The organism is Knoellia sp. 3-2P3 (assembly GCF_029223115.1).
Classification (GTDB): Bacteria; Actinomycetota; Actinomycetes; order Actinomycetales; family Dermatophilaceae; genus Pedococcus_A.
In genome coordinates this window covers 211665-233304 of sequence record NZ_JARGZE010000002.1, presented here as the reverse complement: position 1 = coordinate 233304, position 21640 = coordinate 211665, and the positions used below count along the sequence as shown (strand labels likewise).

Here is a 21640-nt window from a genome sequence, read left to right as displayed (position 1 = left end):
TGAAGCCTACGTGCGCCGCTGCTCACAGCGGCGGCCAGGGGATGGCCGGCCAGCCGTGGCCGGGCAGCGGGTATGCCGGCAGCTCCAGCAGGCGGCGGACACGCCGCTGCAGGGCGGCTAGCTCCGCCTCCGTGAGGTGGGCGCCCAGCGCTGCCGGGAGCCGGGACCCTGCAGCCAGGGCCTCGTCGAGCCGGTGGAGCCGGACGAGCTCATCCTCCGGCAGGGACCGGCCGGCGAAGCCCCACAGCACGGTGCGCAGCTTGTCGTCGCAGTGGAGCGAGACGCCGTGGTCGAAGCCGCGCACCGCCTCGCCCTCGCGCACGAGGTGCGAGCCCTTGCGGTCGCTGTTGTTGATCACCGCGTCGAAGGCGGCGACGGCCGCCACCGCGGCCGAGTCCTCGTGCACGACGACGACCGGCCCACCGTCCTCGCCCTCGCCGCTCAGCACCGGCAGCCAGCCGGGGGGGATGGCGTCGGGGGCCACGACGTCGACGACGTAGTCCTGGGGCTCCCCCGGGTCGCCGACCCAGCGCTGCAGGGAGCCGGGCCCCCGCGGACCGGAACGCAGGACGGTCTCGGGCACCACGTCCCACCCCCCGGCCTCGGAGACGAGGAAGGCCGCCGTCTCGCGGCCGGCGAGGGTGCCGTCGGGGAAGTCCCACAGCGGCCGCTCCCCCGCCACCGGCTTGTAGATGGCCAGGAGTGACTGCTCGGCGGCCGTGACCTCGGCCAGGAAGGCGTGGTTGGAGGCGTCGGCCAGCCGGCCGACGAGGGTGATCTCGCCTTCGGCGAGGACCGCGAGGACGTCGGCGGTGCCGGGCGCCTGACCGGTCAGCGCCGGTACCCGTTGGCCCGGGGGCAGATGTGCCCGTCGACCTCGAGGGGCCCGCCGCAGAAGGGGCACGGAGGACGACCGGCCGAGACCACGGCCTGGCAGCGGCGGGCGAAGGCCCGGGCCCGGGCGGGGGGCAGCACGACCCGGATCAGCCGTGGCTCGTCCGGCAGGAGGCCGCTCGCGCCCTCGTCCTCCTCGATCGTGACCTCGTCGGGGTCGCGGTCGAGGCACTCGATGACGACCACCTGGCGGTCCTCGTCCCAGCCGAGGCTGAGCGTGTTGACGCGGAACTCGTCCTCGATGGGGGTGTCGAGCGGCGCGTTGTCCTCGACGTCGGCGGCGGCGTGGTCGCCGCCGGCTCCCCCGGCGTAGCTGTCGAGCATGTCGTTGATGCGGTCGGCCAGCACGCTGACCTGCTGCTTCTCCAGTGACACCGACGCCAGCCGGCGCCCCTCGCTGGCCTGGAGGAAGAAGGTCCGCTGCCCGGGCGGGCCCACGGTGCCGGCCACGAAGCGGTCGGGCGGGTCGAACTCGGATACGGACATGTCTGGAAGCCTAGACCCGCTTCACCGCACCGGCTCCACCTCGGCGGAGCCACCGCCCACCGGGGCGTCGCCCTCCGGGACCTCGGGCTTCACGGGGGGCACGAGCCGTGCGAGGTCGGACCCCGTGTCGTTCGAGCCGACGAGGAACGGCCGGCGCTCGGTGAAGTGGACCACCGACACGGAGGCGGGGTCGGCACGGAACCGCTGGAGGTGGTCGAAGTGGCTGCCCGCGGCATCCGCGAGCACCGCCTTGATGACGTCGCCGTGCGTCACTGCCGCCCACAGGGCGTGCGGACCGTGCTCCGCGGCCACCTCGGCGTCGTGGCGCCGCACCGTCGCCACGACCCGGTGACGCATCTCGAGCAGGCTCTCCGCGGCATACTCGTCGTGCTCGGGGAAGCGGGCGGCGCTCGGCTGGTCCTGCACCACCCGCCACAGCGGCTCCTCGGCGAGCTCGGTGATGCGCCGCCCGGTCCAGGCGCCGTAGGCGCACTCCCACAGACCCTCGTCGAGCTCGACCTGCACGGCCGGCGTCACGGCACCGGCCACCGCCGCCGCGGTGTCGCGGCAGCGCTCGAGGGGGCTGCTGACGACCCTGGCCAGGCTCAGCCCGGTAAACCGGGCCGCCAGCGCCGCCACCTGCCGGCGCCCGGTGTCGTCGAGCTGCACGCCCGCGAGGCGACCGGCGAGGACGCCCTCGGCGTTGGCGGTCGAGTGGCCGTGGCGGACCAGCAGGCAGATGGGCACGGCCGCACTCTACGTCGTGGTGCGTGCGGCGGAGGCGTCCACGTGGTGGAGTACCGACTGTGATCATGGACCAGGCGGTGTACCGCGAAGGCAGGCGCGAGCCCTGCGGGGACCTCAGCGACGAGCTCGACGGGCTGCGGGCCGGCGGCGCCGCCCGCAGCGGGTTCCTCTGGATCGGCCTGAAGGACCCCACCGACGCCGAGTTCGACCTCGTCAACGACGAGCTGCACCTGCACCCGCTCGCGGTGGAGGACGCCGTCAAGGGCAACCAGCGGGCCAAGGTCGAGCTCTACGACAACACGATCTTCGTGGTGCTCAAGACCCTCCGGTACGTCGAGGAGACCTCCGACATCGAGACCGGCGAAGTCATGCTGTTCGTCGGCGACCGGTTCGTCGTGACGGTGCGCAAGGGCGAGGCGAACCCCCTCGTCGACGTGCGGCGCAAGCTCGAGGCGAACCCCGACCAGCTCCAGCACGGCGAGGTCGCGGTGCTGCACGCCGTGATGGACTCCATCGTCGACAACTACCTCGCAATCGACCGTGAGCTGCAGGTCGACCTCGACGAGATCGAGGAGGTGGTGTTCTCCGGAGCCCGCCACGTCGACTCCTCGAGCATCTACCGGCTCAAGCGCGAGGTGCTGGAGTTCCGGCGCGCGGCCGTGCCGCTCGCCGGTCCGCTGAGCCTGCTCCACGACGGCTCACGCTCGCCGATCTCCGACAAGGAGATGCGCCTGCTGCTGCGCGACGTCGCCGACCACCTGCTCAAGGTCATCGACCACGTCGAGTCGTACGACCGGTTGCTCACGGACGTGCTGAACGCCCACCTGGCGCAGATCTCCGTGCAGCAGAACAGCGACATGCGCAAGATCTCGGCCTGGGTGGCGATCGCCGCGGTGCCCACCATGGTGGCCGGGATCTACGGGATGAACTTCGAGCACATGCCCGAGCTGACCCACGTGTGGGGCTACCCGGCCGTGCTGACCCTCATGGCTGTGGTGTGCCTGGGCCTCTACCGCGGCTTCCGCCGCTCGGGGTGGCTCTAGCAGCCTGCGCGGTCCGGCGGCAGGCGGCGCTGACGCCTGTCTGGTGGCTGCTGCCTGTCAGGTGGCGCTGATCACGCCCGCCGCGAGGGCACCGGCCAGCAGGAGGCCGAGGACGACGCGGTACCAGACGAAGACCATGATCGAGTGGTTGGCGACGTACTTCAGCAGCCAGGCGATCGAGGCGTAGGCCACGACGAAGGCGACCACGATGCCGACCGCCATCTGGCCGAACCCGAGCTCGACGAGATCGTCGCGCTGCTCGACGGCCTGGAAGACCCCGGCGGCCGTCAGCGCGGGGATCGCCATGAAGAAGGACAGCTCGGTCGCCGTGACGCGGTCGACCCCTCGCAGCAGGCCGGCCGAGATCGTGGCGCCGGAGCGGGAGACGCCGGGGATGAGCGACAGGCACTGCACGAGGCCGATCACGAGCCCGTCACGCAGGGTCAGGTCGTGCTCGCCGCGCTGGACGCCCCGGCGGGCGAGCACCTCGTGCCGGCGCTCCGCGGCCCACATGACCGCGCTCCACAGCAGCAGCGCCGCGGCCACCACCCACAGTGAGCGGAGCGGGCCCTCGATGGCGTCCCTGAGGACGAAGCCGACGACGCCGACCGGCAGCGACCCGACGATGACCGCCCAGGCGAGCCGGTAGTCGGGGCTGCGACGGCCCTCCTCGGTGGTCAGGCCGCGCACCCAGGCCAGGAAGAGCCGGGCGATCTTCTTGGCGAAGAAGAGGAAGGTCGCGGCGATGGCTCCGAGCTGGATGATGGCCGTGTATGCCGTGACGGCCTTCGCGTCGACGGGCAGCCCGAGCAGCTTCTCGGTGATGGTCAGGTGGCCCGTGGACGAGATGGGCAGGAACTCGGTGAGTCCCTCGACGATGCCGAGGATGATCGCGTCGAGGTAGGTCAGGGTCACAGCACGTCCTTGTCGGGGGCGGAGTCGGGGGCGGCGGGGGTGGGCGCGGCGGGGGCGGACAGGCCGGTCTCGTCCATGAGCTCAGCCATCGTGCGCACGACATGCAGCCGGTCCTCCAGGGAGGCCGCGAAGGGCGCCACGGAGAGGGTACCGACACCGACGTCGGCGTACCGGTGCAGCCGCTCCCGGATCCGCTCGCGGGGGCCGACCAGGCAGGTGGAGTCGATGAACTCGAACGGCACGGCGGCGGCCGCGTCGCGGTGCCGGCCGGAGAGGTACAGCTCCTGCACGCGCCGGGCCTCCGCCTCAAACCCCATCCGGCAGGCGAGCTGGTTGTAGAAGTTCTTCTCCCGCGAGCCCATGCCACCGACGTAGAGCGCCGCGTAGCCGCTCACGGCCGCCGCGGCGGCCTCGACGTCGTCGGCGACGCACACCGGCACCGAGGGTGCGATGTCGAAGCCCCCCAGCGGGTCGGCGCCGGTCCCACGGCCGGAGCGCCGGCGTCCGGTGGCCACCGACTCGAGCTGGTCGGCGCAGTGCTCCGGGCTGAAGAAGACGGCCAGCCACCCGTCGGCGATCTCACCGGCGAGCTCGAGGTTCTTCGGCCCCACCGCGGCGAGGTAGAGGGGCAGGTCCTCGCGCGGGGGCCGGAGGGTGAGCTTGAGCGCCTTGCCCGGCCCGTCGGGCAGCGGCAGGGTGAAGTGCCGGCCCTCGTAGGCCACCCGTTCGCGGCGCAGCGCCATCCGCACGATGTCCACGTACTCGCGGGTGCGCCCGAGCGGGGCCGTGAAGCGCACCCCGTGCCAGCCCTCGCTCACCTGGGGGCCGGAGACGCCGAGGCCGAGGCGGAAGCGTCCGCCGGAGAGGGTGTCCAGCGTGGCGGCGGTCATCGCCGTCATGGCGGGGGTGCGAGCCGGGATCTGCATGACCGCTGCGCCGAGTCCGATCCGCTCAGTCCGGGCACCCACCCACGCGAGGACGGTGGGCACGTCGGAGCCGTACGCCTCGGCCGCCCACACCACGCTGTAGCCGAGGCGCTCGGCCTCCTGGGCCACCGTGACGCTGTCGGCGTCCATGCCCATGCCGAAGTAGCCGAGGTTCACGCCGAGTTCCATGCGTCCGGTGCGCCGGTCCGTGGGAGCAGTGGCCATGGGAGAAGAGGCTAACGGCGGGCCGCGGCAAGGCTGCGTCCGCTGCCCCGCTAGCCTGCGGTGCCATGCGCCGCAGACGAATGGGGACCTCTGGCCTCTCGGTCTCCCGCCTGGCCCTCGGCACGATGACGTGGGGCCGCAACACCGACTACGAGACCGCCAGCGAGCAGCTGCGCACCTTCCTCTCGGCCGGCGGGACCCTGGTGGACACCGCGCACGGCTACTCCGACGGCGCAGCCGAGGAGTTCCTCGGTCGCATGATCGACGAGGAGGTCGACCGCGACGAGGTGCTCGTCTGCACCAAGGCGGGCATCTCCCGGCGCTCGGGCGCACGGGTCGTGGACACCTCCCGCTTCAGCCTGCTGAACCAGCTCGACACCTCGCTCGAACGGCTGGGCACCGACCACGTCGACCTGTGGCTCGTGCACACCTGGAGCGACGAGGCGCCCCTCACGGAGACGCTGTCCGCCCTGGAGTGGGCGGTCAGCACCGGCCGGGCCCGCTACGTCGGGGTCTCGAACTACTCCGGCTGGCAGAGTGCGCGGGCGCTTTCGCTGCTGGAGCAGGCCCGGGTGCCGCTGGTGGCCAACGAGGTGGAGTACTCCCTGGTCAACCGGTCGGCCGAGCACGAGCTGCTCGGAGCCGCCCAGTCCCTCGGGTTCGGCATCCTCCCCTGGTCTCCGCTGGGACGCGGCGTGCTGACGGGCAAGTACCGCCACGGCATACCGGCCGACTCACGGGCGGCGTCCCGTGACTTCCCCCGGTTCACCGCGCGCTACCTCGACGAGCGCAGCGCCGGCATCGTGGAGGCGCTGGCCATCGCGGCACAGGGTCTGGGTGTCAGCGCGGCCGAGGTCGCCCTGGCGTGGGTCCGCGACCGGCCGGGCGTGGTGAGCCCCGTGGTGGGGGCGCGCACCACCAGCCAGCTCAAGACCTCGCTGGCCAGCGAGAGCCTCGACCTGCCCGAGGAGCTCGTGGCCGCGCTCGACGAGGTGTCCGCCTGAGCAGAGGTCAGCGGGGGGCCCGCTCGGGCTCCTCCTCGTCCTCGTCCTCGTCGGTGTCGTACTCCTCGTCGTCGAGACCGGAGTAGATGCTCTCGTCACCGTCCTCGTCCTCGTAGTGGTCGTCGATCTCGTCCTCGTCGTAGACGGTCAGCGGCGTCATCTCGCCGTAGGCGGCGAGCAGGGCGTCGTCGTAGGCCTCGAAGGCGTCGGCCACGTCCTCGAAGGCGGCGACCACGGTGGGGTCCTCCTCCCCCCGCTTCGACGCCGAGGCCTCGAGGTGGCGCTCCAGGGCGGTGATCAGCGTTGCCAGTGCGGCGCGCGGGTCCGACGTCATGGCTCGACCGTAGCGGGTCTTGGTGGACAATGGCGGGCGATGGTTGAGTACGAGTACCGGGTGCTGAGGTTCACCCCAGACGTTTCCCGCGCGGACATCCGCCAGACGCTGGCCGACCATGCGGAGTACGGCCACTGGGAGCTGCACCGAACGCGCATCTACCTCGGCGGGGTGAAGCGGACCTGGCTGCGACGCCGGGTGATCCGCGCGACCCGCACCGCGTGACCCGCGCGACGCGCACTGCCTGAGCCGGGGCCCCCGGGCCGGGCCGGCTCAGCAGGTCTGGACGAGCCGCAGGAGCACCCTCGAGCCGAACTCGAGGGCGTCGACCGGGACCCGCTCGTCGATGCCGTGGAACATCGGCGCGAAGTCGAGGTCTGTCGGCAGCCGCAGCGGCGCGAACCCGTAGCCCGTGATCCCCAGCGTGCTGAGGGCCTTGTTGTCCGTGCCGCCGGACAGGCAGTAGGGCAGCACCGTGGCGTCCGGGTCCTCGGCGAGCAGGGCCCCCTTCATCGCGTCGACCAGCGGGCCCTCGAACGGGGCGTCGAGCGCGATGTCGCGGTGCACCACCTCCACCTCGACGTGCTCACCGGCCAGCTCGCGGATGGTCGCCATGAGCGCCTCCTCGTGGCCCGGCAGGAACCGGCAGTCCACCGCTGCGGTGGCCGACTGCGGGATGACGTTGTGCTTGTAGCCGGCGGAGGCCATGGTCACGTTGGCCGTGTCCTGCAGGGTCCCGCGCACGAAGCCCTGCGCGCCCCCGAGGTGGCCGAGCAGCGCCTCGGGGTCCTCGTCGGTGTAGGGCACCCCGGTGAGCTCGCTGAGCCCGTCGAGCAGCTGGCGCACCGAGGCGACGTACTCGCGGGGCCACCGGTGGGCGCTGATCCGGCCGATCGCCTCCGACAGCCGCACGATGGCGTTCTCGTGGTTGGGCACCGAGCCGTGGCCGGCCCGGCCGCGTGCGTGCAGCCGCAGCCACGCGATGCCCTTCTCCGCGGTCTGGAGCAGGTAGGCCCGGCTCGGCTCACCGCCGTCGGCCGACGGCACGGTCACGCTGTAGCCGCCCACCTCGCTGATGGCCTCGGTGACGCCGTCGAACAGCTCAGGGTGGTGGTCGACCACCCAGTGGGACCCGAAGACTCCCCCGGCCTCCTCATCGGCGAAGAAGGCGACCACGAGGTCCCGCGGAGGCTTGGTGCCCGTGCGGGCCAGGTGGCGCACCACCGCGAGGATCATCGCGTCCATGTCCTTCATGTCGACGGCACCCCGGCCCCAGACGCAGCCGTCGCGCAGCTCACCGCTGAACGGGTCGACCTGCCAGTCGTCGGCGTTGGCCGGCACGACGTCGAGGTGTCCGTGCAGGCACAGCGCCGGCCGGCTGGGGTCCGCTCCCTCGAGGCGCACCACGACGCTGGTGCGCCCGGGCTCGCTCTCGACCACGGTGGGCTCCAGGCCCACCTCAAGCAGGCGGGCCACCACGTAGTCGGCGGCCTCGCGCTCCCCCGGCCCCGACCCGTCCCCGAAGTTGGTCGAGTCGATGCGGATGAGCTCCTGGCAGAGGCGCACGACCTCGTCGGCCGGGCCAGCAGGTGCGGTGGTGGACTGCGTCGTCGGCTGCGTCATGGGCCCACCCTAGGCAGTGCCGAGTCGTCGTCGGGGGCACCGCCGGGCGAGGTTCGGTATGCCGCGTCGGCCAGTTCGGAGATGCGGCCGGGTGCGTGCTATCGTTCCGGCGCGCGGCAGGCACTCCCCAAGGTGCTGGCTGACCACCTCGTCCGGGTGGCGGAATGGCAGACGCGCTAGCTTGAGGTGCTAGTGCCCTTTATCGGGCGTGGGGGTTCAAGTCCCCCTCCGGACACCACATCGCAAGGCCCCCACCACGGTGGGGGCCTTGCGCGTTCCCCGGCTCTCCGGCATACCGGCGGACCATGGGAGCAGGTGGGGGGCCGCAGTAGCATTGCCGGGAGGAAGTGCTCGCCCGGGCGGTGTGCCGCGTCCGGCAGCGGCTCACCGGCAGAGCGGGGGCTGTCGTCCGCAGGTTCAGGACCCACCCCTGGAGGTCCACATGTCGACGGGTGTCTCCACCGCACGGGCGCGGCAGCTGGCGGAAACCGAGCGACGGACCTTCGCCCAGGCACGCCCGCGCAGCCTGGCACTGACCGAGCAGGCGAGGGCCACGATGCCCCAAGGCGTCCCGATGGCCTGGATGGCGGAGTTCTACGACCACCCCACCGTCTGGGTCGAGAGTGGTCGCGGTGCCCACTTCACCGATGTCGACCACCACACCTACCTCGACTTCTTCGTCGGCGACCACAGCGCGTTCTGCGGTCATGCACCAGCGGCGGTCGTGCGCGCGGTGACCGAGCAGGTCAAGAAGGGCACCCAGTTCCTCCTGCCCGGCGAGGATGCCGTCGTCGTCGCCGAGCAGCTGGCACGTCGCTACGGCCTGTCCCAGTGGCAGTTCACCCTCTCGGCGACAACGGCGAACGTCGAGGTGCTGCGGCTGGCACGGGAACTCACCGGTCGTGAGGTCCTGGTGATGTTCGACGGGAAGTACCACGGCCACTTCGACCCTGCGCTGGTCGTCGAGGAGGGCGGCCGGGTGGTGCCGGAGTTCCGCGGCCTGACCGGCGACGTGGCCCACCACGCTCGCGTCGTGCCGTTCAACGACGTCGCCGCGCTCGAGCGAGCCCTGTCCCCGGCCGACGTGGCACTGGTGCTGGCCGAGCCTGCGATGACGAACGCCGGGTTCCTCCTCCCGGAAGCTGGCTTCCACGACGCGGTGCGCGAGCTGACGCGGGCAAGCGGGACCCTGCTGTGCCTCGACGAGACCCACACGCTGGTGTGCGCCCACGGCGGCCTGACCCGGCTCTGGGGACTCGAGCCCGACCTCGTCACGGTGGGCAAGTCGATCGCCGGTGGCGTGCCGTTGGGCGCGTACGGCATGACCGAGCCGGTCGCAGCCCTGCTCCGGGGGGCGGACACACCCTGGGCGGCCGGCACCGTCGTGGGCGAGGTCGCCACGGGAGGCACGCTGTTCGCCAACGCACTGTCGATGGCCGCGGCTCGGGCAGCTCTGACCGAGGTGCTCACCGACGCGGCGTTCACCCGCACCAGCGCGCTCGGCGACCGGCTCGCTGGCGGGCTCCGGCGGCTGTTCACCGCCCTCCCCTGGAGCGTGAACCAGGTCGGAGCCCACGCGTCATACTTCTTCGCCCCGGTGCCTCCGACCAGCGGCGCCCGCGCACGCGAGGTGGACGACGCCGAGCTCCGCTCGCTGATCAGGCTCTACCTCGCCAACCGGGGGGTCTGGGAGTCCGGCTGGTGGTTGGGTCCGACGGTCTCGGTCGAGCACACCGCCGCCGACGTCGACACCTACCTCGGCGTCTTCGAGGAGCTGCTCTCGGCTCTGCGCTCGAGCGCCGACCCGGGATAGCCCTCCTGCGTGGTGGTGCCGGCGACGGCGAAGCGCCGGCCCCCTGACGGGGACCGGCGCCTCTGGTGTCAGTCAGGCCGAAGCCTGGCTCACGGGGTCGGCGGCGTGATCTTGATCTGCGCCGCCTGGTTGCCGAACAGCGACTTGGCCACCTGCACCGAGGTGCCGTAGCCCACGCCCGAGTCGGCGGGGTTGCCGGTGCCCAGCTTGGTGAAGCCGAGGTCGTACCCGTAGAGCCCGGTGGCCGGGCTGCCGTCGGGGTTGACGATCCGCGTGGAGTACGCCGCGTTGTCCTTCGACGGGACGACCACCGAGGCGTCGATGTCGCGCCAGAAGAGCCCGCCGCCACGGAACTCCAGACCCGGGAACCAGCCCTTGTTGTCGGTGAAGGTGCTCACCGGAGCCTGCGGTCCGTGGGTGTTGCACGCCTCGTTGTACTCGGCGTCCACCACGCACTCCTTGAACGCGTAGGTCGGCTGGAGGCCGAACGCGGCGTTCGAGGACTGCGGGCGTGAGGGCAGGTTCTTCAGCGTGCTCGGGTCGAGGGCAGCCGCGGCGCCCGTGCGGCGCAGCGGGTCGAAGTGGCTGTCGACGATGAGCAGGCCGCCCTTCGCGCCCGCACTCGGCAGGGACGTCGAGTTGGACGTGACGTGGTTGACGTTGCCGAGGGACGTGTCGCGATACCAGACCAGCGCACCCGGGGCGTTGTACTTGATCTTCTCGACCTTCCACGAGCCGTCGCCGGCCTGGTAGGTCGTGTCGTAGGCGTACTGCAGGCCCTTGTCGAAGCCGTCGAAGTTGCGCCACTCGACCAGGTAGTACTGCGCGTTCCTCGAGGTGCCGCTGTCGAGCACCCAGCCGGTGCCCGTGGTGTCGACCCACGTGCCGACGGTCGCGGTCCACCCGTTGTTGGCCTCGGCGTCGTCACTCCAGACCGTGGCCGACCCGTTGGTCAGCGCGAGGTCGTCGACGAACCAGCCCGAGTCCTCGAAGCCCGCGTCGGTGGCGTAGAGCAGGCGCACCTTGATGGTCGTGCCCGCGAACGAGGTCAGGTCGACGTAGTCGTGCCGCCAGCCCGCGCTGGCGCCGGTGAGGCCATACTTCTTGCCGCCGTAGTCCGCCATGCGGCCGTTGGGGTCGGCGTAGTCGTCCTTGGTCGACACCTCGGTGCCGGCCTCGTTGTAGACCTTCTGCTCGGTCCAGCTGGAGCCGCCGTCGGTGGAGACCTCCACGAAGCCGTAGTCCCAGTCCTCCTCGATGTGGAAGTTGTTCCACATCCAGAACTTCGCGTCGGTCGAGCCGGCGGGCACCGAGACATCACGGGTCAGCGAGTTCTTGGCCCATGCCTGGTCGGCGCTCGAGTACCACATGCTCTGCCCGCTGTGCGGAGCGGCGAGCGTGACGGTCTTGGTGGGCAGGTTGACCTTGACGCCGTCCGCGGTGCCCTTGAGCGGCCGCGAGTTCTGGCCCACGACGACCGTGCGCGGGTCGTCGCCGGGGTTGACCTGCACCGGGTCGGCCCAGCCGAGGACCCACTTGTCCCACAGGCCCATGTGCGTCGGCATCGACTGGAAGATCGGGCCGGAGTGCGAGCCGGAGCTCATCAGGTCCCAGAAGTCGACGTCGGAGTCCGCGGCACCGGAGGTGTCGTAGAGGTCCGGGAGGCCGAGGTCGTGGCCGTACTCGTGCGCGAAGACGCCGACGCCGGAGTCCTCGGGCTGGACGATGTAGTTCGACAGCCGCAGGTCCGTCCCGGGGATCGGGGCGCCCCCGGCCACGGCCGAGGAGTGGGCCCAGAGGGCGTAGGTGCCCTCCGCGCCGCCGCCGCCGGACTTGTCCGCACCGGCGTGCACGAGCACGACGTGGTCGATGACGCCGTCGGGCTCGTAGTAGTTCTGGTCGCCGTCGAGGTCACCCTGGTCCTCGACGTCGTAGTCGGCCCAGGGGAAGTTCGGCTGTGCCTTGGCCAGGGAGGCGACCGCGTCGATCGGCAGCTGGCCGGGGCCGAGCGGGTTGTCGGGGTGGCCCTGCATGTCCTGGATGGCACCGGCCTCGTAGACACCCTCGTCGTTCTTGTGGCAGACGGTGGCGCCGTAGTAGGCCTCGGAGTGGTCGACCTTGACCCACGGGGTGGCCGCCCCGTCGACGGTGTAGGCGCCCTTGGACATCTCCTCGTACATGTTCTTCATCGTGTAGCCGGAGATGTCGATGCCGGGCTGGCCGTCGGGACCCGTCAGGTCGGTGCGCACGCGCTCGGTGATGCCCTCCTTGGTGTAGAGCATCGTGTTGTAGTGCTCGGAGGAGAAGTTCGGCACCCACATCGAGTTGTTGTCGGGCTGCTCGCCGTCCGCCGGGTTCGGGAGGTTGTTGTGCAGCGGGCCGTTCTGGACCGAGCCCGGCTTGCAGGTCGTCGCGCCGAACTCGGTCGGCACCTGCACCCCGCTGAAGTCGTCGTTGGCCTGCTCGTTGAACTCGACCAGGATCGTGAGGAGCTTGGCGACCTGGGTGGCCTTCGCGCCCTTGTACTGGCTCTTGATGGCCTTGGGGCTCGTGCCCTCCTTGATGGCCCTGGCCTCGAGCTTGGCCAGCTCGCGTGCCGTCACGGGGTTGCCCTTGGCGTGCTTGCGGTCGACCTTCATCGCCCGTGCCAGGGCGTCGCCGCGCTGCTGGGCTGCCGTGCCGCCCTTGGTCACCTTCATGTCGGTGCCGAACGCCTTCTCCGCGCGGGGAGAGACGTAGTTGATGTAGTACCCGGAGTCGGCCGTGGCCGCGTCCGTCGCGGGCGTGCTGGCCGCTGTTGCGGTACCGCTCGCCCCTGCTGTCGCGACTCCTGCTGCCACCATGGCGATCGTGGGTACGACCGCCGCGGCGACTCTGCGCGACCTTGCGATCCTGCGTTGAGTCATGCTGTTCCCCTCATGTCGCCCCCGACGTCCTTGTCGAGGGACCCACGTGTCCTGATCGAGGGCACGTGGGCCGCATGATGCACCCCCGGGGCCAGCGTTGGGAAGACCCAGTTTCGCTGCGAAGCCGGCAGCTCGGGTGCCGACGCACCGGGGTGCGTGAGAATGGGGGGCATGAGCGTCGCCGGCGTCGACCTGCGCGTGCCGCCCGGTCCCGGGCTGCCGCAGGGCCTCGTCATCCCCGCAGACGAGCTCGTGGAACGGTTCAGCCGGTCACAGGGGCCGGGCGGCCAGGGCGTCAACACCACCGACAGCCGCGTCGAGCTGCTCTTCGACCTCGGCGCCTCGACAGCGCTCACGCAGACCCAGCGCAGCCGTCTCGGAGAGGCCCTGGGGCCCCGGCTGGTCGAGGGTCGGGTGGTCGTCACGGCCTCGGAGCACCGGTCCCAACTGCGCAACCGCGCCGCCGCCCGCCACCGGCTGGTGGCGCTCCTGCGCGAGGGCCTGGCTCCCCCGCCCCCGCCGCGACGGCCGACCCGCCCCACACGCGGCTCCCAGCGCCGACGGCTGGAGGCCAAACGGCTTCGGGGCGAGGTCAAGTCGGGAAGAGGTCGGGTCCGGCGTGAGCAGTGACCGGCCGACTGGCGCGCGGGGCGTCGCCGACCGCCTCGAGGCCGAGCTCGCCGAGACCAGCGCCCGGCTCGAGGCCCTCCGGCGCGACTTCGACGGCGTGGTCGCGGCGTCCGCCGACTCCAACGCCGACGACGAGCACGACCCGGAGGGTGCCACCATCGCCTTCGAGCGCTCCCAGATCGCCGCCCTGGCGCGGCAGGCCGAACGCCACCTCGCCGACGTGCGGCAGGCCCTCGCCCGGCTGGAGGCGGGCAGTTTCGGCATCTGTGAACGGTGCGGCGAGGCCATCCCGGGTGAACGGCTCGAGGCGCGCCCGGTGGCCCGCACGTGCGTCGGCTGCGCCTGACTGACCGGGCAGTCCGCTCCCTCGGGGCGCAGGCAGGGGCGAGCTGGGGGGACCCGCCGCGCGAGGCCTCCTGATCTGGTTGAGTGGCGTCAGACCCGTGCAGCACGCTTCGGGCAGTCAACGTCGACTTGAGGAGAGGCCATGAAGGTCGGGATCCCCCGCGAGGTCAAGAACCATGAGTACCGGGTGGCGATCACGCCGGCCGGCGTCCACGAGCTCGTGCTGCACGGCCACGAGGTCTTCGTGGAGAAGGACGCGGGCGTGGGCTCCTCCATCCTCGACGAGGACTACGTCGCCGCGGGGGCGACCATCCTCGACACGGCCGACGACGTCTGGGGCACAGGCGATCTCATCCTCAAGGTCAAGGAGCCTGTGGCTCAGGAGTACCACCGGATGCGTGAGGGCCAGGCGCTCTTCACCTACCTCCACCTCGCGGCCGACAAGCCCCTCACCGAGGAGCTCGTCAAGCGCAAGGTGACCGGCATCGCCTACGAGACGGTCGAGCTGACCGACCGCAGCCTGCCGCTGCTCGCGCCGATGTCGGAGGTCGCGGGCCGGCTGGCGCCGCAGGTGGGCGCCCAGGCCCTCATGCGGGCCCAGGGCGGCCGCGGCATCCTCATGGGCGGGGTGTCCGGCGTCTACGCGGCCAAGGTCGTCGTCATCGGCGCCGGGGTCTCGGGCATGAACGCCGCCGCCATCGCCCTCGGCATGCAGGCCGAGGTGCTGCTGCTCGACCGCGACATCGCCAAGCTGCGCCAGGCCGACTTCCTCTACCAGGGCCACTGCCAGACGGTCGCCTCCAACACCTACGAGATCGAGCGTGCGATCAGCGACGCCGACATGGTCATCGGCGCGGTGCTGGTGCCCGGCGCCAAGGCGCCGAAGCTCGTCACCAACGAGCAGGTCTCGCGGATGAAGCCTGGCTCGGTGCTCGTCGACATCGCGATTGACCAGGGTGGCTGCTTCGAGGACTCGCGGCCGACCACCCACGCCGACCCGACCTACATGGTCCACAACTCGGTCTTCTACTGCGTGGCCAACATGCCCGGCGCCGTGCCGCACACCTCCACCTACGCCCTCACCAACGTGACCCTGCCGTATGCCGTGGCGCTGGCGAACAAGGGCTGGCGCCAGGCGCTGCGCGACGACCGCCCACTGGCGCTCGGCCTGAACACGCACGACGGGGCCGTCACCTACGGACCCGTGGCCGAGGCCCACGGCATGGAGTCGGTCACCCTCGACAGCGTCCTGGCTTGAGGCTGCCCGGTGCTGCTGCGTGACCTCGTCGATGCCTCCGCCGCGGTGGCCTCGACGAGGTCACGGGTGCGCAAGGCCGAGGTCATCGCCCAGGTGCTGCGCCGGTGCGACCCCGACGAGGTCGCCACGGCCGCGAGCTGGCTCTCGGGGGTGCTCCCCCAGCGTCGGGTCGGCGTCGGGTGGCGGGGCCTGGCCGACCTGCCGGCACCGGCAGTGCAGCCGTCACTGAGCCTGGCGGACACCGACACCGCGCTCAGCGCCCTGGCTGCGGTCGCGGGCTCCGGTTCGGCGACCACGAGGTCCGCCGCCCTCCGGGACCTCTTCGGCAGCGCCACCGTCGAGGAGCAGCACTGGCTGCGCCGCCTCATCACCGGCGAGATGCGCCAGGGCGCCCTCGACGGCGTCTCCCTGCAGGCCATCGCGCTCGCAGCGGACGTGCCGGAGTCGGCGGTGCGGCGCGCGGTGATGCTCGCCGGCCACGCCGGCCCGGTCGCCGCTGCCGCCCTCACCGGCGGCACCGCCGCCCTCGCGGCGATCGGGCTCGAGGTCGGCAGGCCGGTCCGGCCGATGCTGGCGGCCTCCGCCCCCGACGTGCCCGCTGCGGTCGGGCAGGCCGGCACCGACGGCGCGACGGTGGTGGACGGCAAGCTCGACGGCATACGGGTCCAGGCCCACCGCCTCGGCGACGAGGTGCGGGTCTTCACCCGCAGCCTGGACGACATCACCGAACGGGTGCCCGAGGTGGTCGAGGCTGCCCTCGCGCTCGACGGGCGGGTGCTGGTGCTCGACGGGGAGGCGATCGCGCTCGGAGACGCGGGACGTCCCCTTCCGTTCCAGGACACCGCCGCCCGCACCATGAGCTCCAAGGACGTCGAGGAGCTGCGGCGCCAGGTGCCGCTCAGCGTCTTCTTCTTCGACCTGCTGCACCACGAGGGTGAGGACCTCATCGACCAGCCCGCGAGGGAGCGCTTCAGCCGGCTCGAGGCGGTCGTGCCGCCCCGGCTGCTCGTGCCGCGGCTGTGGGCCGAGCACCCCGATGCCGCGCAGGGCTTCTTCGACGAGCTGGTGTCGGCCGGGCACGAGGGCGTGGTGGTCAAGGACGCCGACGCTCCCTACGCCGCGGGACGCCGGGGCGCCGGGTGGGTGAAGGTCAAGCCGCGGCACACCCTCGACCTCGTGGTGCTCGCGGTCGAGTGGGGCAGGGGGCGGCGGCAGGGTCTGCTGTCCAACATCCACCTCGGGGCCCGCGACCCTCAGACCGGCGGCTTCGTCATGCTGGGCAAGACCTTCAAGGGCATGACCGACGCCATGCTCGCCTGGCAGACCGAGCGGTTCCTCGGGCTCGAGACCGGCCGCAGCGGGCACGTCGTGCACGTCCGTCCGGAGCAGGTGGTCGAGATCGCCTTCGACGGCGTCCAGCGCTCGTCGCGCTACCCCGGTGGCATGGCGCTGCGCTTCGCCCGGGTGCTGCGCTACCGCGACGACAAGAGCGCCGAGGAGGCCGACACCGTCGAGACCGTGCGGGCGGTCGCCGGCCGCACCTGACCGGTCGGCGCCGCTGACACCCCAGGCGCCCGGGTGTCAGCCGTGCCTCGGGGGCAACGGGACGAAGCCGCTGGTGCGGCGCACGTACTCGGCGTAGCCGGGACGGCGGTCGCCGATGTCCTTCTCCAGCAACGCTGCTCCGGTGCCCTTGGCGAGGTTCCACGTCATGAACGCCGGCGAGAGCACGAACAGGATGCCGGGCCAGGCGTCGAAGGCGATGAGCGACAGGCCCCACCACACGCAGGCGTCGCCGAAGTAGTTCGGGTGGCGGGTGTAGCGCCACAGGCCGGTGTCGAGCACCCTGCCCCTGTTGGCGGGGTCGGCCTTGAACCGCTCGAGCTGCCAGTCGCCGACCCCTTCGAAGAAGAGGCCCACGGCCCACACGACGACGCCCAGCCACGCCACCACGCCGAGTGCTTCCGGCTGCACCATCGCGACCTGCACCGGCAGGGAGACGAACCACATGACGGCGCCCTGGGTGAGGTAGATGCGTCGCACGGCGAAGGCGGTTCGGCTGCCCGGAGCCCTGGCCAGCAGCTCCTCGTAGCGCGGGTCCTCGCCCTTGCCCCGCGAGCGGCGGTGGATGTGCCCGGCGAGGCGCAGCCCCCACACGGCCGTCAGCCCGAGCGTGAGCCACGACCGCGCGGGGTCGCCGTCCCCGACGAGGAAGGCCGCCAGCGCGACCGCCACGAAGCCGAGTCCCCACGCCACGTCGACGACCGCGTGCTTCCCCTGACGCAGCGCCGCGACGAACGCCAGGCCGAGCACCAGCACCACGGCGCCCGCGGTCCAGGGGAAGATCGCGAGGAGGTCGCCCCACTCGAAGGCACCCCCGTCGGCCGGTGACGCGGCCGTCACCGGCGCACCGCCGGCATACCGCTCTCACCGCGGGGGCCGCGGCGCACCGCCAGGATCTGGTCGACCCCCATCCGGCCCTCCTCGAAGGCCAGCGCGCCACCGATCAGGTAGAGACGCCACACCCGCGCGACCTCGTCGCCGACCAGGGCGGTGACCCGGTCCCAGTTCGCCTCGAAGGTGTCGTACCAGGCCTGCACGGTGCGCACGTAGTGCTCGCGCAGCGAGTGCACGTCGCGGACCTCGAGCCCGGCGTCCTCGATGAGCGCCACCGTCTCCCCCACCGGTCGCATCGACATGTCGGGCGCGATGAAAGCCTCGATGAAGGGGCCCCCGCCGGGCTTGGTGCGCCGCGACATCTGCTGGATGAGGGCCCGGCCGCCGGGGCGCAGGCGGTCGTGGATGACGCGGGTGTAGACGGGGTACTGCCGGTCGCCCACGTGCTCGCCCATCTCGATCGAGGAGACGGCGTCGAACCCGGCCTCGGGCACGTCGCGGTAGTCCTGCAGCCGGATCTGCACCCGGTCACCGAGGCCGCGCTCGGCCACCCGCTGGTCGATGAAGGCCTTCTGCTCGGCCGAGATCGTCACCCCGGTGACGTGGGCGCCGACGTGCTCGGCGGCGTAGAGGCTCAGCGAGCCCCACCCGCAGCCGATGTCGAGCAGCCGGCTGCCCGGTCCCAGGCCGAGCTTGTCGCAGACGAGGGCGAGCTTGTCGCGCTGCGCGTCCTCGATGCCGTAGCCCGGGTCGTCGGAGGTCCAGTAGGCGCACGAGTAGGCCATGTGGGGGTCGAGGACGAGGGAGTAGAAGTCGTTGGACAGGTCGTAGTGGTGCGCGATGGCGTCGCGGTCACGGACCCTGGAGTGGAGGCGGCCCCGCAGGCGGGCCTGCGAGGCGGGTGGCGCCGGCGGCCGCCCGAGGACCCCGAGGTCGCCGGCGAGCCGCACGGCGGCCACGAGGTCGCCCGGGCCGGGCCTTCGCGTGCCACCGGCGCGCACGGTGGACCAGACCCGGCGCAGGCCGTCGAGGAGGTCGCCCTCGAGGTCGAGCTCGCCGGTCACGTAGGCCTGCGCGAGGCCGAGCTCCCCCGGGCGGGCCACCAGCCGCCGCAGCGCGTCGGGCGAGGCGATGACCACCGTCGGCGCCTCCTCGGGCCCCGCCAGGGTGCCGTCCCAGGCGCGCAGCCTCACCGGGAGCGTGCCACCGAAGAGCGGCTCGACCAGAGAGGCCACCCGGTCTGCGACCCCTGCGGCCGTGGTGGTGTGCTCTGCGGTGGTGGTCATCGGGCCCCTTCCCGGTTCGACGGCAGGCCGGACATCCCGCCCGGCAGGAGGTGTTCGCAGCGGCGGCCACCCGTGGATGGGAGACCCCGTGCTGCCGAACCCCCACTGGCTTTCTACCGTGGTCGCCATGGAACTGCGCGTCTTCACCGAGCCCCAGCAGGGCGCCACCTACGACGACCTCCTCGCCGTCGCCCGCGCGGCGGAGGACCTCGGCTTCGCCGGCTTCTTCCGCTCCGACCACTACCTGCACATGGGCGGTGACGGCGGGCCGGGCCCCACGGACGCCTGGACCACCCTGGCCGGGCTCGCCCGGGACACCTCGAGCATCCGGCTGGGGACGCTGGTCTCGTCGGCGACCTTCCGGCTGCCGGGTCCGCTCGCCGTGACTGTCGCCGGGGTCGACCAGATGAGCGGCGGCCGGGTCGAGCTCGGGCTCGGGGCCGGCTGGTTCGAGGCCGAGCACACCGCCTACGGCATCCCGTTCCCCGACGTGCGCGAGCGATTCGACCACCTCGAGGAGCAGCTCGCCGTCATCACCGGCCTGTGGGGCACGCCGGTGGGCCGCACCTTCACGCACGAAGGGCGCTTCTACCCCGTCACCGACTCACCCGCGCTCGCCAAACCGGTCCAGGAGGGTGGTGTGCCGGTGATCATCGGCGGCGCCGGACGGCGGCGCACTCCTGCCCTCGCCGCCCGGTATGCCGCGGAGTTCAACGCCGCCTTCCAGCCCGCCGGGGAGACGGCGCAACTCTTCGAGCGCGTGCAGCAGGCCTGCCTCGAGCACGGACGCGACCCGGCAACGCTCGTCCTCTCGGCGGCCCAGGTGCTGTGCCTCGGCGAGGACGAGGCGACCGTGCGCCAGCGGGCCGCCGCGATCGGGCGCGACCCCGACGAGCTGCGCGCCAACGGCCTCGCCGGCACGCCGGAGGAGGTCCTCGAGAAGGTGCAGGCCTTCGCACGGGCCGGGGCGTCCCGGCTCTACCTGCAGGTGCTCGACCTCTCGGACCTCGACCACCTGGCGGCGGTGGCCGAGCTGGTCATGCCGAAGGTCACCTGACCCCTAGGCTGTCGGCCGTGCTCGAGCAGATCACCGCGACCCGTTACGTGACACCCCTGCGCGAGGGCGGGTCGCTGCCGGGCGTCGTGGAGGCCGACGACTGCGGCACCTACGTGCTGAAGTTCCGCGGCGCCGGACAGGGCGTCAAGGTGCTGGTCGCCGAGGTCGTCGTCGGCGAGCTGGCCCGACGGCTCAGGCTGCGCGTGCCGCGCCTCGCGCTCGTCGACCTCCAGGCCCCCATCGCGCGCTACGAGGCCGACGAGGAGGTGCAGGACCTGCTCACGGCCAGCCTCGGCCTCAACCTGGGCATCGACTTCCTGCCCGGGTCCTTCGGCTACGACGGCTCCCGTCCGCCATCACCCGAGCAGGCCGCCGACATCGTGTGGCTCGACGCGCTGGTCGCCAACGTCGACCGGACGTGGGCCAACCCCAACCTCCTGGTCTGGCACGGCGAGCCCTGGTGCATCGACCACGGTGCCGCCCTCTACTTCCACCACCAGTGGCCGAGCCGCGGGCCCGACCCGCAGCGGTTCGCCGCCCAGCCCTACGACGCGAGCAGGCACGTGCTGGCCGACGTCGCCTCCAGCGTCCCGGAGGCGCACGAGCGGCTGTCGCCCAAGGTGACGGCCGCGCTGCTGGACGAGGTGGTGGCCCAGGTTCCCGACGCCTGGCTGGAGGAGGCACCCGGGCTGGACTCCCCCGGTGATGTGCGCACGGCATACCGCGAGCACCTGCTCGCCCGCGTGGCCTCCACGGCCTGGCTCCCGGGAGGTGCGCGATGAGCACGGTCGGCACGAAGGGGACCCTGCAGGGCTACCAGTACGTCGTGCTCCGCTGCGTGCCCCGCGTCGAGCGCGAGGAGTTCGTCAACGTCGGTGTCGTCCTCTACAGCCAGGCCGCGGACTTCCTGGCGGCGCGCTACGAGGTCGACGAGGCACGCCTGCGCGCGCTCGCGCCCGACCTCGACACCGCCGAGGTGGCCGACGCTCTCGAGACCGTGTGCCAGGTGTGCCGCGGTGTCACCGGCGGCGGGCTGCCCGACCTCGGCGGCCTGGGCCGCCGGTTCGGCTGGCTCAGCGCGCCCCGGAGCACCGTCGTGCAGCCGGGACCCGTGCACGGAGGCCTCGCGGCCGACCCCGCCGCCGAGCTCGAGCGGCTCGTCGCACGGCTGGTTGGACCGACCGACCGCGGCTAGGGTCGCGCCATGAAGCTCGATCGCCAACAGCCACCCAACCCCTACGACTTCCTGCCGCCGGTGCCGTCGTTCACGGTGACGAGCGACTCCTTCACCGACGGCGGCGAGGTGCCGCCGAAGCACGCGGTCGACGGCAGCAACGTCTCGCCGCAGCTGTCGTGGAGCGGAGCCCCGGAGGGCACCCGCGGCTACGCCGTCACCTGCTTCGACCCCGACGCACCGACGCCGTCGGGCTTCTGGCACTGGACCGTGCTGAACATCCCGGCGGATGTGACCGAGCTGGCGGAGAACGCCGGCTCCGCCGGCGGCGCGAACCTGCCTGACGGCGCCTTCCACGTCGTGAACGACTACGGCAAGAAGGCGTTCGGCGGTTGCGCCCCGCCTCCCGGCGACCACCCGCACCGCTACTACTTCGTCGTGCACGCGCTCGACACCGACGACCTGGGCATCGACGACTCCGTGACCGCGACCGCCGCGTCGTTCAACACGGTGATGCACACGCTCGGACGTGCACAGGTGATGGCGCACTACCAGAACGCCTGAGCTGCGCGGCCGG

The 21640-nt window shown here is 72.2% G+C and carries 22 protein-coding genes and 1 tRNA gene; 13 read left to right on the top strand and 10 right to left on the bottom strand.

Annotation, left to right across the window (positions count from 1 at the left end; all coding sequences use genetic code 11):
• Nucleotides 1-22 precede the first annotated feature (22 nt).
• The 3 genes from P0Y31_RS06515 to P0Y31_RS06505 are packed head-to-tail and all read right to left on the bottom strand — an operon-like array spanning nt 23 to nt 2127.
• Entirely contained in the window at nt 23-904 is an 882-nt protein-coding gene (locus P0Y31_RS06515; protein WP_275867538.1) for an SCO1664 family protein, read from the bottom strand.
• Nucleotides 832-1380: a DUF3090 domain-containing protein gene (locus P0Y31_RS06510; RefSeq protein ID WP_275867536.1), complete on the bottom strand. Its 549-nt coding sequence runs from the start codon at nt 1378-1380 to the stop codon at nt 832-834. Before P0Y31_RS06510 ends, P0Y31_RS06515 begins: the two co-directional genes overlap by 73 nt.
• A 21-nt stretch (nt 1381-1401) precedes the next feature.
• Entirely contained in the window at nt 1402-2127 is a 726-nt protein-coding gene (locus P0Y31_RS06505) for an MSMEG_4193 family putative phosphomutase (RefSeq protein WP_275867535.1), read from the bottom strand.
• Nucleotides 2128-2186: 59 nt separating this feature from the next.
• Here P0Y31_RS06505 and corA point away from each other — a divergent pair, with 59 nt between their 5' ends.
• Entirely contained in the window at nt 2187-3170 is a 984-nt protein-coding gene (gene corA / locus P0Y31_RS06500) for a magnesium/cobalt transporter CorA (protein ID WP_275867533.1), read from the top strand.
• 57 nt (nt 3171-3227) lie between these two features.
• On the opposite strand, the gene P0Y31_RS06495 is transcribed toward corA, so the two are convergent.
• Complete coding sequence (locus P0Y31_RS06495) at nt 3228-4085, bottom strand: undecaprenyl-diphosphate phosphatase (RefSeq protein WP_275867531.1); 858 nt, start codon at nt 4083-4085, stop codon at nt 3228-3230.
• Complete coding sequence (locus tag P0Y31_RS06490) at nt 4082-5236, bottom strand: LLM class F420-dependent oxidoreductase (protein WP_275867529.1); 1155 nt, start codon at nt 5234-5236, stop codon at nt 4082-4084. Before P0Y31_RS06490 ends, P0Y31_RS06495 begins: the two co-directional genes overlap by 4 nt.
• Before the next feature lie 65 nt (nt 5237-5301).
• On the opposite strand from P0Y31_RS06490, the gene P0Y31_RS06485 reads away from it, so the two are divergent.
• Nucleotides 5302-6240 (top strand): aldo/keto reductase, encoded by a 939-nt coding sequence (locus tag P0Y31_RS06485; protein ID WP_275867527.1) that lies wholly within the window; start codon nt 5302-5304, stop codon nt 6238-6240.
• Nucleotides 6241-6247: 7 nt separating this feature from the next.
• Here the strand turns inward: P0Y31_RS06485 and P0Y31_RS06480 are convergent, their stop codons facing one another.
• Nucleotides 6248-6574, bottom strand: a complete 327-nt coding sequence (locus P0Y31_RS06480; protein WP_275867525.1) for a primosomal protein — start codon at nt 6572-6574, stop codon at nt 6248-6250.
• A 39-nt stretch (nt 6575-6613) separates the two neighbouring features.
• On the opposite strand from P0Y31_RS06480, the gene P0Y31_RS06475 reads away from it, so the two are divergent.
• Nucleotides 6614-6799: a DUF5703 family protein gene (locus P0Y31_RS06475; protein WP_275807686.1), complete on the top strand. Its 186-nt coding sequence runs from the start codon at nt 6614-6616 to the stop codon at nt 6797-6799.
• 48 nt (nt 6800-6847) lie between these two features.
• Here the strand turns inward: P0Y31_RS06475 and P0Y31_RS06470 are convergent, their stop codons facing one another.
• Entirely contained in the window at nt 6848-8197 is a 1350-nt protein-coding gene (locus tag P0Y31_RS06470) for a M20/M25/M40 family metallo-hydrolase (RefSeq protein WP_275867523.1), read from the bottom strand.
• A gap of 150 nt (nt 8198-8347) precedes the next feature.
• Between P0Y31_RS06470 and P0Y31_RS06465 the strand changes: the two genes are divergently transcribed.
• Together P0Y31_RS06465 and P0Y31_RS06460 are read left to right on the top strand one after the other, a co-directional pair.
• Nucleotides 8348-8435, top strand: a tRNA-Leu gene (locus P0Y31_RS06465).
• 204 nt (nt 8436-8639) lie between these two features.
• Entirely contained in the window at nt 8640-10010 is a 1371-nt protein-coding gene (locus P0Y31_RS06460) for a transaminase (RefSeq protein ID WP_275867521.1), read from the top strand.
• 89 nt (nt 10011-10099) lie between these two features.
• Here P0Y31_RS06460 and P0Y31_RS06455 read toward each other — a convergent pair whose 3' ends face one another.
• Nucleotides 10100-12853 (bottom strand): immune inhibitor A domain-containing protein, encoded by a 2754-nt coding sequence (locus tag P0Y31_RS06455; protein WP_275868887.1) that lies wholly within the window; start codon nt 12851-12853, stop codon nt 10100-10102.
• Between the two features lie 234 nt (nt 12854-13087).
• Between P0Y31_RS06455 and arfB the strand changes: the two genes are divergently transcribed.
• The 4 genes from arfB (at nt 13088) to P0Y31_RS06435 (ending at nt 16694) form a co-directional block, all read left to right on the top strand.
• Nucleotides 13088-13546, top strand: a complete 459-nt coding sequence (gene arfB / locus P0Y31_RS06450; protein WP_275867519.1) for an alternative ribosome rescue aminoacyl-tRNA hydrolase ArfB — start codon at nt 13088-13090, stop codon at nt 13544-13546.
• A complete protein-coding gene (locus P0Y31_RS06445; protein WP_275867517.1) occupies nt 13536-13892 on the top strand; it encodes a TraR/DksA C4-type zinc finger protein in 357 nt (118 codons plus the stop codon). Before arfB ends, P0Y31_RS06445 begins: the two co-directional genes overlap by 11 nt.
• A 141-nt stretch (nt 13893-14033) precedes the next feature.
• Nucleotides 14034-15149: an alanine dehydrogenase gene (gene ald / locus P0Y31_RS06440; RefSeq protein ID WP_275867515.1), complete on the top strand. Its 1116-nt coding sequence runs from the start codon at nt 14034-14036 to the stop codon at nt 15147-15149.
• A 9-nt stretch (nt 15150-15158) separates the two neighbouring features.
• Complete coding sequence (locus tag P0Y31_RS06435) at nt 15159-16694, top strand: ATP-dependent DNA ligase (RefSeq protein WP_275867513.1); 1536 nt, start codon at nt 15159-15161, stop codon at nt 16692-16694.
• Nucleotides 16695-16730: 36 nt separating this feature from the next.
• On the opposite strand, the gene P0Y31_RS06430 is transcribed toward P0Y31_RS06435, so the two are convergent.
• Nucleotides 16731-17552, bottom strand: a complete 822-nt coding sequence (locus P0Y31_RS06430; RefSeq protein ID WP_275867511.1) for a DUF1295 domain-containing protein — start codon at nt 17550-17552, stop codon at nt 16731-16733.
• Nucleotides 17549-18832 (bottom strand): class I SAM-dependent methyltransferase, encoded by a 1284-nt coding sequence (locus tag P0Y31_RS06425; RefSeq protein WP_275867509.1) that lies wholly within the window; start codon nt 18830-18832, stop codon nt 17549-17551. The genes P0Y31_RS06430 and P0Y31_RS06425 overlap by 4 nt, the downstream gene beginning before the upstream one ends.
• A gap of 127 nt (nt 18833-18959) precedes the next feature.
• Here P0Y31_RS06425 and P0Y31_RS06420 point away from each other — a divergent pair, with 127 nt between their 5' ends.
• From P0Y31_RS06420 to P0Y31_RS06405, 4 genes are read left to right on the top strand one after another with little or no spacing between them, the layout of a single operon-like run.
• Nucleotides 18960-19889 carry a TIGR03560 family F420-dependent LLM class oxidoreductase gene (locus P0Y31_RS06420; protein WP_275867507.1) on the top strand — a complete coding sequence of 310 codons (930 nt, stop codon included), beginning with the start codon at nt 18960-18962 and terminating at the stop codon, nt 19887-19889.
• Nucleotides 19890-19906: 17 nt separating this feature from the next.
• Nucleotides 19907-20671, top strand: coding sequence for a HipA family kinase (locus P0Y31_RS06415; RefSeq protein ID WP_275867505.1), 765 nt, complete (start codon nt 19907-19909; stop codon nt 20669-20671).
• Entirely contained in the window at nt 20668-21084 is a 417-nt protein-coding gene (locus P0Y31_RS06410) for a DUF3037 domain-containing protein (protein ID WP_275867503.1), read from the top strand. Before P0Y31_RS06415 ends, P0Y31_RS06410 begins: the two co-directional genes overlap by 4 nt.
• Before the next feature lie 9 nt (nt 21085-21093).
• Nucleotides 21094-21627, top strand: coding sequence for a YbhB/YbcL family Raf kinase inhibitor-like protein (locus tag P0Y31_RS06405; RefSeq protein ID WP_275867501.1), 534 nt, complete (start codon nt 21094-21096; stop codon nt 21625-21627).
• Nucleotides 21628-21640 lie beyond the last annotated feature (13 nt).

Excerpts from the sequence above, each read along its gene's own strand:
- P0Y31_RS06490 (WP_275867529.1), bottom strand. The coding sequence starts at position 5,236 with ATGGCCACTGCTCCCACGGACCGGCGCACCGGACGCATGGAACTCGGC.
- P0Y31_RS06405 (WP_275867501.1), top strand. The coding sequence starts at position 21,094 with ATGAAGCTCGATCGCCAACAGCCACCCAACCCCTACGACTTCCTGCCG.
- arfB (WP_275867519.1), top strand. The coding sequence starts at position 13,088 with ATGAGCGTCGCCGGCGTCGACCTGCGCGTGCCGCCCGGTCCCGGGCTG.
- P0Y31_RS06455 (WP_275868887.1), bottom strand. The coding sequence starts at position 12,853 with ATGGTGGCAGCAGGAGTCGCGACAGCAGGGGCGAGCGGTACCGCAACA.
- P0Y31_RS06410 (WP_275867503.1), top strand. The coding sequence starts at position 20,668 with ATGAGCACGGTCGGCACGAAGGGGACCCTGCAGGGCTACCAGTACGTC.
- ald (WP_275867515.1), top strand. The coding sequence starts at position 14,034 with ATGAAGGTCGGGATCCCCCGCGAGGTCAAGAACCATGAGTACCGGGTG.
- P0Y31_RS06510 (WP_275867536.1), bottom strand. The coding sequence starts at position 1,380 with ATGTCCGTATCCGAGTTCGACCCGCCCGACCGCTTCGTGGCCGGCACC.
- P0Y31_RS06460 (WP_275867521.1), top strand. The coding sequence starts at position 8,640 with ATGTCGACGGGTGTCTCCACCGCACGGGCGCGGCAGCTGGCGGAAACC.
- P0Y31_RS06470 (WP_275867523.1), bottom strand. The coding sequence starts at position 8,197 with ATGACGCAGCCGACGACGCAGTCCACCACCGCACCTGCTGGCCCGGCC.
- P0Y31_RS06420 (WP_275867507.1), top strand. The coding sequence starts at position 18,960 with ATGGAACTGCGCGTCTTCACCGAGCCCCAGCAGGGCGCCACCTACGAC.
- P0Y31_RS06425 (WP_275867509.1), bottom strand. The coding sequence starts at position 18,832 with ATGACCACCACCGCAGAGCACACCACCACGGCCGCAGGGGTCGCAGAC.
- P0Y31_RS06475 (WP_275807686.1), top strand. The coding sequence starts at position 6,614 with ATGGTTGAGTACGAGTACCGGGTGCTGAGGTTCACCCCAGACGTTTCC.
- P0Y31_RS06485 (WP_275867527.1), top strand. The coding sequence starts at position 5,302 with ATGCGCCGCAGACGAATGGGGACCTCTGGCCTCTCGGTCTCCCGCCTG.
- P0Y31_RS06480 (WP_275867525.1), bottom strand. The coding sequence starts at position 6,574 with ATGACGTCGGACCCGCGCGCCGCACTGGCAACGCTGATCACCGCCCTG.